At 63.1% G+C, this 11,199-nt stretch carries 11 protein-coding genes and 1 tRNA gene; 5 read left to right on the top strand and 7 right to left on the bottom strand.

The features are described 5' to 3' along the window. Nucleotides 1–37: 37 nt before the first annotated feature. Nucleotides 38–427: a YbaN family protein gene (locus tag HPO_RS11695; protein WP_035598808.1), complete on the top strand. Its 390-nt coding sequence runs from the start codon at nt 38–40 to the stop codon at nt 425–427. Between the two features lie 5 nt (nt 428–432). On the opposite strand, the gene HPO_RS11700 is transcribed toward HPO_RS11695, so the two are convergent. After that, complete coding sequence (locus tag HPO_RS11700; protein ID WP_157532791.1) at nt 433–843, bottom strand: energy transducer TonB; 411 nt, start codon at nt 841–843, stop codon at nt 433–435. 61 nt (nt 844–904) lie between these two features. Further along, entirely contained in the window at nt 905–2,107 is a 1,203-nt protein-coding gene (locus HPO_RS11705) for a serine hydrolase domain-containing protein (protein ID WP_035598810.1), read from the bottom strand. A gap of 155 nt (nt 2,108–2,262) precedes the next feature. Here HPO_RS11705 and HPO_RS11710 point away from each other — a divergent pair, with 155 nt between their 5' ends. Continuing rightward, complete coding sequence (locus HPO_RS11710) at nt 2,263–2,691, top strand: MAPEG family protein (RefSeq protein WP_035598812.1); 429 nt, start codon at nt 2,263–2,265, stop codon at nt 2,689–2,691. Between the two features lie 78 nt (nt 2,692–2,769). Here the strand turns inward: HPO_RS11710 and clpA are convergent, their stop codons facing one another. From clpA to HPO_RS11730, 4 genes are all read right to left on the bottom strand, one after another. After that, nucleotides 2,770–5,085 carry an ATP-dependent Clp protease ATP-binding subunit ClpA gene (clpA, locus tag HPO_RS11715; protein ID WP_035598814.1) on the bottom strand — a complete coding sequence of 772 codons (2,316 nt, stop codon included), beginning with the start codon at nt 5,083–5,085 and terminating at the stop codon, nt 2,770–2,772. 57 nt (nt 5,086–5,142) lie between these two features. Continuing rightward, complete coding sequence (clpS, locus tag HPO_RS11720) at nt 5,143–5,499, bottom strand: ATP-dependent Clp protease adapter ClpS (RefSeq protein WP_035598890.1); 357 nt, start codon at nt 5,497–5,499, stop codon at nt 5,143–5,145. A 165-nt stretch (nt 5,500–5,664) separates the two neighbouring features. Next, nucleotides 5,665–6,981 carry a tetratricopeptide repeat protein gene (locus tag HPO_RS11725; RefSeq protein WP_035598894.1) on the bottom strand — a complete coding sequence of 439 codons (1,317 nt, stop codon included), beginning with the start codon at nt 6,979–6,981 and terminating at the stop codon, nt 5,665–5,667. A gap of 176 nt (nt 6,982–7,157) precedes the next feature. Continuing rightward, nucleotides 7,158–7,574 (bottom strand): phasin, encoded by a 417-nt coding sequence (locus HPO_RS11730; RefSeq protein ID WP_035598817.1) that lies wholly within the window; start codon nt 7,572–7,574, stop codon nt 7,158–7,160. A gap of 241 nt (nt 7,575–7,815) precedes the next feature. Between HPO_RS11730 and HPO_RS11735 the strand changes: the two genes are divergently transcribed. Both HPO_RS11735 and HPO_RS11740 read left to right on the top strand, forming a co-directional pair. Then, nucleotides 7,816–9,090: a D-alanyl-D-alanine carboxypeptidase family protein gene (locus HPO_RS11735; RefSeq protein WP_084324286.1), complete on the top strand. Its 1,275-nt coding sequence runs from the start codon at nt 7,816–7,818 to the stop codon at nt 9,088–9,090. A 102-nt stretch (nt 9,091–9,192) separates the two neighbouring features. Continuing rightward, nucleotides 9,193–10,158, top strand: coding sequence for a KpsF/GutQ family sugar-phosphate isomerase (locus tag HPO_RS11740; protein ID WP_241767904.1), 966 nt, complete (start codon nt 9,193–9,195; stop codon nt 10,156–10,158). Nucleotides 10,159–10,205: 47 nt separating this feature from the next. Here HPO_RS11740 and HPO_RS11745 read toward each other — a convergent pair whose 3' ends face one another. Further along, nucleotides 10,206–10,991, bottom strand: a complete 786-nt coding sequence (locus HPO_RS11745; RefSeq protein WP_051612556.1) for an SIMPL domain-containing protein — start codon at nt 10,989–10,991, stop codon at nt 10,206–10,208. A 101-nt stretch (nt 10,992–11,092) separates the two neighbouring features. On the opposite strand from HPO_RS11745, the gene HPO_RS11750 reads away from it, so the two are divergent. Then, nucleotides 11,093–11,169, top strand: a tRNA-Ile gene (locus HPO_RS11750). Nucleotides 11,170–11,199: the final 30 nt, after the last annotated feature.

The raw sequence follows: 11,199 nt of genomic DNA on the forward strand, positions 1-11,199 counted from the left end.
CCTCCAGGCCCCGCCATTGCTGCGGGCGTGCCCCTTCATGACCCGGCCGCTGCTCATTCTGGTCGGCCTGATCTTCACCGGCCTTGCCATTATCGGCGCCATCCTGCCGGGTATGCCGACGACCGTATTCCTGATCGTGGCGCTGTGGGCGTTTGCGCGCTCGTCCGAGCGGATGACACGCTGGCTGGAACGCATCCCGATTCTCAAGACCGCGCTTCAGGAAGCCCGCCGCTTCGAGGAACGCCGCGCCGTGCGCCCGGAAGTGAAGCGCGTGGCGGTCGGCTTTGCCTGGGGCTCAGCGGTGGTGACCGCGGGTTTCACCCAGTCGCTCACCAAACCCCTCGTGCTGGTCGTGGCGCTGGCGGCGGTCGCCGCAACGGTCGTGATGATCCTCATACCGACGGACCGGGAACCGCCGCCGCTCTGAGGCCGTCAGGAAACGAGCGGGTCCACACATCCTTTGAGCTCTGTCCGGTCTGGGATTGGGTCCGGCATACCCTCAATCCGGTATTCAAGCGGATAGACGACATTGTTTCGCTGAACGATCCGGCCATCACGCCGGCCCGGCATGAACCGCACTTCTTCCATCGCCGCTGTCGCGCTGGCGCAGAACTCCGGATGCGAACAGCGCGGATGAATGTTGCTGGTGCGCCCGCGCGTATCCACGGAAAACTCAACCTCGCAATACCCCTGCAGCATCACGCGGGCAGCGCCCACGGGGTAAGAGGGCATGGGCGGCCGGACAGGACGAGGCTCCACGTCCGGCAGACTCCCCTGCGCCAATACCGGCGGCGCGCTCAGCGCCGCTATCAGCAGCCCCGTCATCAAAGCCCTGAAAATCACCCGCGTCTCCCGCAATCAATGCGGGAAGGTTAGTCTCCGGAAAAATGCCAATCAAGCCGCTTCAGCGCACCCAGGCGCCGGGCGTGTTCGTGCGATAGCCGAGCGCCTGATAGGCCGCGTCGATCAGGCTCTGGCCGCGCTCGTTCAGCAGCAGGCCGCCGCCCATCTGGTTCATGGTGTAGCTGAACGCCATGCGCGCTTCGGGATCAGCGAAACCAATTGAGCCGCCCGCGCCGACATGGCCGAAAGCGGCCTCGCCCATGATCGCGCTGGTGCCGGGGCCGAGATTGAGGCCGCGATTGTCCATCGATTTCATATAGCCCGACGCAAAGCGGGTGGGGATCAGCAGCGTGGCGTCGCGCTGGGTGGCGGTGGTGACGCGGCCCATGGCGGCGAGACGGTCTGCCGAGACGAGCTTTCCGGAATTGGTGGCAAGCTCCGTATACCACGCCACCTGCCCGCGCGCATTGGAGAGGCCGCCGCCCCCGCCAATCTCGGCCGCCTGCCCCTTGCGGTCATTGAAATCCCAGCCGCCGGTGTTGAGGAAGGATTTGTGCTGGATGGAATTGGGGTCCGTCATCAGCGCGATGGTAAATTCCGTAGGCTGATCGGTCGGCTGGGGCTGATACATGCGGATGGGGGCGATGTGTACCTGCTCGCTTTCCGGCAGGCCGATCCAGAATTTCGCGCCGGTCTTCTCCGCCACTTCCTCCCGGAAAAACGTGCCGAGCGATTTGCCGGAAACGCGGCGGACAAGCTCACCCACCGTCCAGCCGAAATTGATCATGTGATAGCCGTTGCGCGTGCCCGGCTCCCAGAAGGCTTCCTCATCCGCCATGCGGGTGGCCATATAGTCCCAATCGGCAAAGCCGCCGGGCTTGACCGGATCGCGCAGCGTGGGCAGCGCGCTCTCATGGTTCAGCATCATCTGAACGGTGGTCTTTTCCTTCCCGTTCTTGGCAAATTCCGGCCAGTAGTCCTTCACCAGCGCATTGGGATTGAGCTGCCCCCGGTCGATCAGGATATGGGCGCAGGTGGCCACCGCCGCCTTGGTGCAGGAGAAGACGATGGAGACGGTGTCTTCCTGCCAGGGATCGCTGGTTTCGGGGTTGGCCATGCCGCCCCAGAGGTCCACCACCGTCTGCCCGTCCACCGACAGGCAGACCGAGGCGCCCACCTCGCCGCGCGCGGCAAAATTGCGCTCAAATTCCTCACGCACCTTCGCGAATTTCGGATCGCATTTTCCCTGCACGCTGGCGGCCATATTCATTCCTCCCGAGGTTCTTTTGCCCGGAACGTTAGCCGGTTTGGGCCCGTTTGCGAGGGCTGACCATGCGTCAGCCTCCAAAGGCGCGCTTTGACAGGCGGCGCGGGTGGGCGCAGGTTCAGCCCACAACAATGTCAGACGGGGGAGGTTCCATGACTGTTGAACTATTGGCGGCGCTGATCGTGATTGCGCTGGGGTTGGTGCAGGTGATCCTGCAGGCAATCGAATTCCGGCGCGTCCACGGCGTGCCCTATGCCAACACCGCGCAGGACGCGCCGCCGGCCGAGCCGGATTCCCTGCTGCTGGGCCGGCTGACGCGGGCACTGCGCAACCTGCATGAAACGCTGCCCTTCTTCCTGGGCGTCGTGATCATTCTGGCGCTGATGGATCATTCCACAGCGGCCACGCGCATCTCTGCCCTCATCTTTGCCGGGGCGCGGGTTGTCTATCTGCCGCTCTATGCGATGGGCGTGCCTTACCTGCGCGGCCTTGTCTGGACGGTCTCTTTCGCGGCGCTGATCGCGCTGGTCGCCTCCGCCCTTAGCGCGGCAGACTGGGCGGGCCTGCTCGCCAGCCTCTGAGGCTGACCCCAGCCCCAAACGAAAAGGGCCGCCCCGATGGGACGGCCCTTTTTTTTGCATCTGGAGGCGCTGAAGAAATCAGGCTGCCGGTTCCTCGGTTTCGTCCTTGGTCGGCTTTTTCTTCTTCGGCGGCTCAGCAATGTATTTGAAGGTGAGTTCCTCGGCCTTCTTGTCGAGATCGATCTGGACCACGCCGCCCTTCTGGAGCTTGCCGAAGAGGAGTTCCTCCGCCATCGGCTTCTTGACGAATTCCTGGATCGTGCGGGCCAGAGGCCGCGCGCCCATCTCGGCGTCGAAGCCGCGTTTGGCCAGCCATTCGCGCGCCGGTTTGGACACCTCGATGGAGACGTTGCGATCTTCCAGCTGAACTTCCAGCTGCAGGATGAACTTCTCCACCACGCGGTCGATGATTTCCGGCGTCAGGCCGCCGAAGGTGACGATCGCGTCGAGGCGGTTGCGGAATTCCGGCGTGAACATGCGCTTGAGCGCTTCTTCCTGTTCCTCTTCCTTCTTGCCGCGGCCAAAGCCGATGGAGTTTTTCGCAGCGTCCGAAGCGCCCGCATTGGTCGTCATGATGACGATGACATTGCGGAAGTCGACCTTGCGGCCATTGGCGTCGGTCAGCGCGCCGTTATCCATCACCTGCAGCAGGATGTTGAAGAGATCCGGGTGGGCCTTCTCGATCTCGTCGAGCAGCAGCACGCAATGCGGATGCTGATCCACGCCATCGGTGAGCAGGCCGCCTTCATCATAGCCGACATAGCCCGGAGGCGCGCCGATCAGACGGCTGACGGTATGACGCTCCATATATTCCGACATGTCGAAGCGGAGCATTTCCACGCCCATGATGGACGCAAGCTGCTTGGCAACTTCTGTTTTGCCGACGCCCGTGGGGCCGGTGAACAGGTAGGAACCGATCGGCTTGTTGGGCTCGCGCAGGCCCGCGCGGGCAAGCTTGATCGAGGCCGACAGCGCTTCGATGGCTTCGTCCTGGCCGAACACGACCCGCTTGAGATCGCTTTCCAGCGATTTGAGCGCGGCGGCATCGTCGGACGTGACCTGCTTGGGGGGAATGCGCGCGATCTTGGCGACGACCGCCTCGATATCCCGCGCGCCCACGGTTTTCTTGCGCTTCGATGCCGGCAGCAGCCATTGCGCGGCCCCTGCCTCGTCGATCACATCAATCGCCTTGTCGGGCAGCTTGCGGTCGGTGATGTACCGGTCCGACAGCTCGACCGCCGATTTGATGGCGTCATTGGTGTATTTCAGGCCGTGGAAATCCTCGAACTTCGACTTCAGACCCGTGAGAATCTTGATCGTGTCCGGAACGGTCGGCTCCACCACATCGATCTTGCGGAAGCGGCGGGACAGCGCGCGGTCCTTCTCGAAGTGCTGCTTGTATTCCTTGAAGGTGGTCGAGCCCATGCAGCGCAAGCCGCCGGACTGAAGCGCAGGCTTCAGGAGGTTGGACGCATCCATTGCGCCGCCCGAGGTGGCGCCCGCGCCGATGATTGTGTGGATCTCGTCGATGAACAGGATGGCTTTCTCCTGCTGCTCGAGTTCCTTCATCACCGATTTCAGGCGTTCCTCGAAATCACCGCGATAGCGCGTGCCGGCCAGCAGGGCGCCCATGTCGAGCGACCAGATGATGGCGTCGTCCAGGATTTCGGGTGCTTCGCCATCGACGATGCGCTTGGCGAGGCCCTCGGCGATCGCCGTCTTGCCCACGCCAGGGTCGCCGACGAGGATCGGGTTGTTCTTGTTGCGGCGGCAGAGCACCTCAATGCAGCGGTTGACCTCCATATCGCGGCCGATCAGCGGGTCGATCTTGCCGGCCCGCGCCTTGGCGTTGAGGTTCACGCAATAGGTGTCGAGTGCCTCGTGGCCCTGCTTCACCGGTTCTTCCTCTGAGGCTTCTGCGCCGCGCGGGGTAGACGGGCGCGACATGCCCGGCTGCTTGGCGACGCCGTGGGAGATGAAATTGACCGCATCATACCGCGTCATGTCCTGCTCCTGCAGGAAGTAGGCGGCATGGCTTTCGCGCTCGGAGAAGATCGAGACGAGGACGTTGGCGCCCGTCACTTCTTCCCGGCCGGAACTTTCGACATGCAGGATGGCGCGCTGCACGACGCGCTGGAACGCGGCGGTCGGCTGCACCCGGCCCTCGCTGTCATCCACGATGAGGCTCGACAGCTCCTCGTCGATATAGCGGGTCAGGTCTCCGCGCAGGGCCTCTATATCTACCTTGCAGGCCCCCATGACTTCGCGGGCGTGCTCATCATCTGTGAGCGCCAGAAGGAGATGCTCGAGCGTGGCATACTCATGATCGCGTTCAGACGCGAGCGTGAGGGCCTTTTCGAGGGCCGTTTCGAGAGAGGGGGAGAGACGTGGCAAGGGATGAAGCCTTCCGGGGGTATGTGTGAACGTGGCCTGTTGTTTGTATATAGTGGCTTAGTCTTCTTTCTCCATGACGCACTGGAGAGGATGTTCATGTCGGCGTGCAAGATCGAGCACCTGGGCTACCTTCGTCTCGGCAACCTCATATGTATAGACCCCGCACAGCCCCACACCCTTCTGATGGACGTGAAGCATGATCCGGGTCGCCTGTTCGCGGGAGCGGTTGAAGAACCGCTCGAGGATGAACACGACGAATTCCATCGGCGTGTAATCATCATTCAGCAGGAGTACCCGGTAGAGCGACGGCTTCTTGGTCTTGATCCGCGTTTCAGTGGCCAGATCAAAGCCTGTGCCATCCCCGTCCCCCGGCTGGCTGCCCCCTGGGCTGCCGGAGTTCGATGATCCATTCATCCGGACCGGGTCGAAATCGCTGCTCATGCTGATCAAGATATACGTTCCTGTGAGAGATTGAAGATGCATTTACCGTCTAAATCCAGCTCTGCACGCTTTCGTGGCAGCGCTCCATTGGGGCCCCGGCGTCAGGTGGCGGCAGGAATGGATGACGGGCGGGCGTCTTCAATGTTCCTTTTTCGAGCGGGCCTGAAAGGCCCTGTTGATGCGGCTGCCGGGCCTGAGAGACAGGCGCTCGGCAATCAGTGAGTCGGCTAGCCCATGGATTTTGCCACGGATGGCAGCTTCCGTAAGCGTCCAGTCGATGACATCGCGCTGGGCATGGCTGCCACCGAAGGTGCCGTAGATCTGGCGCGCCGGGAAAAGCAGCTCGGCGGCCTCCATATAGTGTCCCCGGTCGAAGGCGACGAGTCCCTCAATCACAGGCCGGCCGGTTTGTGCCATCCAGTCGCGCATTTCCCCAGGTTCTGCGCCCTCGGCGGCGACCAGCAGGTCGAGCGCGTCATTGCGGCGGCCTGCCCCGATGAAGGCCATGGCGGCATGCATGTCGTTGAAGGGATAGCAGCGGCCATCGGCATGCTGGGTCCAGGCCTCGGCCAGTTCGTCCCAGCGTTCGCCCACATCCACGCCGATCACCTGCAGCCGCCAGAGCAGGGCGGCGGCGTCCGCCAGGTTCATCGCGATGGTACTTTCCCCGGCGCGGATCTCGTCATCATAAAGCTGCAGCGCACTTTCGAACTCGCCCAGTTCCAGATGGCAGAGCGCCAGATGCCACCAATTGTGGATTTTCAGGAAACTGTCAGGCTGGGCCCAGTGCGCCCGGCGCCGGCGGATGAAATCGCGCCCCTCCTCGGCCCGGCCCTGCATTTCCATCACATGCGCGACGGCATGATGGGCCCAGGCGTCGTCGGCATCCTTCTCCAGGGCTTCGCGCCCGGCCGCTTCGGCGCGGGGATAATCGCCCGCCTCTTCAAGACCGAAGGCCAGCATGCCCAGCAGGAACGATCGCTCGGGCACCTTCTCCCAGGCCGGCAGCGCGCGCGCGATCCGGTCGCGCAGGTTGCGGGCGTTCGCCGTGAGGAAGTCGATTTGGTGTCCCGCCAGCAGGGCAAGGTAATCGCGCGGATGGAAGGCAGACCACATGTCCAGCACGCGCCCCGCCACAGTCCAGTTGCCCACCGTGGCCGCCTGCAGCGCCTCGATATGCGCGGCTTCGCGCTCGCTGAGGGCGGGATGTTCCTTCTCGATGTCCCGCAGGATGCGCCGCGCCCCGGCGGTCGCGCCCGGCTCGGTCGACATCACATAAATCCAGGCCTTGGCAATCTTCGCCATGCCGAACTCCGGCGAATCGGCAATCGCATCATCCAGCGGCGCCACCGGATCACCCCGGAACCGCGCAAAGCGGCGGCAGGAAAGATCAAACAGTTCGGCTGCCTTCGGGCTTGCGCCCGGCAAACTGTTTCCCTGACGGTCCTGTATCATCGCGGCTTCCCCCAGACGCAGATTCCCGCCGACCATAGATCGGTTCTGGCCGGGGGCAAACCGGGGCCCGAAAAGACCAAAGGCCGGACCAACCGGCCCGGCCTTTCTAATCTACGCTTCCACTCTACTGCCGGGCGTTGGGAGGAAACGCCGGAGCCGGAAAACGGATCGGGATGTTACTTCGCCAGACGGCCCATGAACGGCTTGGCGGCTTCGCGCCAGGCGCCCATGCAGAGTTCAGCCTGAGCGGTGACTTCTGCGGTGTAGGCGGAGAACATCGACTTGGCATAGCCAGACTGGATTTCGAAGAGTTCGCGCGGGTCGCGGGCCGAGGCCAGCGCCTGGGTCAGCTCAACGCCCTGCTCCATGGCCTGGGTCATGAAGTTCATGTTGCGGCTGCCGATTTCGCGCATCGTCTCGGTCGAAACGGCGGCGCTGTCTTTCAGCGCTTTGACGCCGTCTTCGGTGTATTCGGAAAACTTGGAAGCGAAGCCTGCGAGCGTGTCCATGCCGGCTTCGATTTTCTTGGTGGCAGCCTCGGTCGGACGGGCTTCAGCCTTTGCGCGGGAGGCAGATGTGGTCGTCTTAGCCATGGGGACATCCTTTTTATACGGGGGGCGTGGACTGTGCTTTATATAGCACACCTCCTTCGCGACCGCAATAAATTTTGTGCGCCGCAACATTAATCATTTTGCATGGGATTTGCATCGCAGCTGGAAATTACAAAACATTGAGCTGCTCATCCTGCGTTAAGCAGTGGTCAATAGAATTGGCTGAATCTAGGGTGGTCCTGGATGGTCCGGGGGGCGTGTTTAGTTCTGGAGGGTGCCGCCTATGGCAGCAGAAGTCTGGTCCCGTGCGTTCCGCGGGTCCGCCATCGCCGCCTCAGTAACCATTACCGCCGCCGTCATAGCGCCGGCTGCGCATGCTGAGAAATATGCCGCGATCGTCGTTGATGCAGATACCGGGGAAGTGCTTCACGCACGTAACCAGGACGATCCGCGCTACCCAGCATCGCTCACCAAAGTGATGACCCTCTATCTGCTGTTTGACGCCATCGATGCCGGCGAAGTCAGCCTCAAGGACAAGATGAAGGTCTCGCGCAACGCCGCTGCGCAGCCGCCTTCGAACCTGCGCCTGAAAGCCGGCGACACCATTTCCGTCGAGGATGCGATCTTCGCCCTCGTCACCAAATCCGCCAATGATGTGGCCGTTGTCGTTGCCGAACATCTCGGCGGGTCCGAGCGCAAGTTCGCCAATCAGATGACGGACAAAGCCAGCGAGCTTGGCCTTGCCAACACCACCTTCCGCAATGCGTCCGGCCTGCCCAACACGGCGCAGCTGACCACCGCGCGGGATCTGGCGATCCTGGCAGATGCCCTGCTGGACAATCACGGCGACTATTACCATTACTTCCAGACCCAGCGCTTCAGCTGGGGCGGGATGACCTACAAGAGCCACAACAATCTGATCGGCCCTGTCGATGGGGTGGACGGGATCAAGACCGGCTATACCCGCGCTTCGGGGTTCAACCTGATGACCTCGGCCGAACGGGACGGGCGCCGCATCATCGCCATCATGCTGGGCGGCGCTTCGGCAAAGTCGCGCGATGCCCATGTCACCGAGCTTGTCGAATCGGCCTTCGTCTCGATCGGCCAGACACCGGAAGTGATCGACCCGAACGCGCGGCTCGTCTCCTTCGCGTCGCTCTCCACGCCGCTGAACCCCAACGCCGCGGCCGAGCCGATGCTGAACGGCCGCCCGCTCAGCGCCATCCTCGCCGAGAACAACGGCAAGCAGCCTGTCTCCATGCTGCGCGAAGTCGAAGTGGAAGTGGGCGAAGGTGATGCCAGCGAGCAGGCTTCTGCCGCCGCCGAAGTGACCGCGCAGATCACCAATACGCCGGACTATGATGTGCCCAACACGCTATCGGTCACAAGCTATGCCCCGACGCAGGCGTCTGTGAGCGCGCCTGCCAGCGCCCCGCAGATCCTGCCGGCTCTGACCTTCGATGGCATTTCGGTATCTGAATATGAAGCCCGCCAGGCCGCCAAGGCCGCTGCCGGTAAGTCGGTGTCGGACTATACCCGCCGCCAGCTGCGCCGCTGATCATGGCCGCGCCCTCCGGGGCGCTGGCCTGCGGGGCTTGAAGCCAGGGTCTATTTCTAGGACAAGGCCGCTGACCAGCCTGGTGTGCGGAGTTGCCCTGCCTTGACCACACAATCCGATCTCGATCTCGCCCGGAATGTCATCCGCACAGAGCGGGAGGCGCTCGAAAAGCTGGAACAGGCCATCGGCCCGTCGATGGAGCAGGCGGTCAACGCCATCCTCGCCACCGACCGGCATGTGATCGTCGCAGGCGTCGGCAAGTCCGGCCATATCGGCCAGAAGATCGCCGCCAGCCTCGCCTCCACCGGCACGCCCTCTTTCTTCCTGCATCCGACCGAAGCCAGCCATGGGGATCTCGGCATGATCGTGCCGGGCTCGGTCGTGATCGCCATTTCCTATTCCGGGGAAAGCCGTGAGCTGATCGATCTGCTGCGCTACTGCAAGGGCAACGCCATCCCCCTCATCGGCATGACCCGCGCGCGCGAATCGACCCTTGGCCGCTATGCCGACGTGCTGCTGGAAATGCCCACCGTTCCCGAAGCCTGCCCGAATGGCCTCGCCCCGACGTCTTCAACCACGATGGCCCTGGCGCTTGGCGATGCGCTGACCATCGTGCTGATGGCGCGGCGCGGCTTCTCGCGGGAAGATTTCGGCTCCCGCCATCCCGGCGGCAAGCTGGGACGCACGCTTCAGACGGCGGGTGATTATGTAAATGACCAGACGGATCCTCTGCCGCTGACCGGCAGTGATGCGAGCTTTGCGCAGCTGGTGATCGCCGTGTCCGAAGGGCGCAAGGGCTGTGTCGGCATCGTCGACGGAAATGGCCAGCTGATCGGCATGGTCACCGATGGCGACCTGCGCCGCGCCATGCTGGCAGGCCGGACCGAGGCCGGCGCGCTGGAGGTGATGACGCCCCACCCCCGCACCATCGATCCCGCCGCGCGGATGATGACGGTGATCAAGAGCTTCAGCGAAAACCGCATATCGAACGCCTTCGTGGTAGACGAGGCCGGCAAGCCGCTCGGCCTGATCGACATGAAAGATCTGCTCGCTGAGGGCTATGTCTGAGGCGAAGCAGGCGCCTGACTGCGTCAGGACGCCTGCCCTCATCCGCTTTACTTCGTCAGTTCGAACAGCACGCTGACATTCGCTGTGACGCCAACTTCACCGCCGGCAACCGGGGTTGATTCCATCATGCCGTCAGCCATCGCCATGCGCGCCATCTGCGGCATCGGCTGCGGGCTGTACTCATAGCCCTCGCTGATCGTCACGATGCGGGCGACGCGCAGGCCCGCCGCGGAAGCGTAAAGCTCTGCCTTGGCAATCGCGTCTTTCATTGCCTTGGTGCGCGCTTCATTGCGCACTTCCTTGTCGTCATCGATCGCGAAGCTGACGCCCGAAAGCGTGTTGCCGCCCGCCGAGACCAGACCATCGAGCGTATCGCCCAGACGGGCCAGATCCCGCACGCGTACGGTCACCTGATTCGACGCCACATAGCCGGCGAGCTTCTGTACGCCGCGTTTCATCCCGTCGCGGCCGGCAGTTTCGACATAATCGTAACGCGGCTGCAGGCTGAGACCCGACGTCTGCATGTCACGGTCGGCAATACCGGCGGCCCGCAGGGCTTCGAACACGCCGTTCATCGCCGCAGACTGCGCGGCCATCGCCTCTTTCGCCGTCGCGCGTTCCTCAGTGACGCCCGCCGTGATGAAGGCGATATCCGGCGCCCGGTCGACGCGGGCTTCTGCGGAAATCTGAAGGGTGGTTTCAGGCTGGATAGAGTTGGGGTGACCCATCTGCGTGCTCCCGGCAGGTGCTGTGTAGGCGGCGGCGCCCTGCGCACAGGCAGCAGGTGCGAGGGCGAAAGCCAGCGCGATGGCAGACAAAGTTGCATGTTTCATGGTGAGTGACCTCATTTGCCCTAGAATTGGGTCTGTCTGTCTTGTCTGCCGAAGAAGGCCGTTGCGTGGCAAGCCCGCGGCCCTTAAACGACATCCCGGTGGGGCCTGTAGCTCAGTTGGTTAGAGCGGACCGCTCATAACGGTTTGGTCGCAGGTTCAAGTCCTGCCGGGCCCACCATCCCCACTTTTGTCCGGCCCGGACACATAG

This window comes from Hyphomonas polymorpha PS728 (assembly GCF_000685315.1).
In the GTDB taxonomy this organism is placed as follows: Bacteria; Pseudomonadota; Alphaproteobacteria; order Caulobacterales; family Hyphomonadaceae; genus Hyphomonas; species Hyphomonas polymorpha.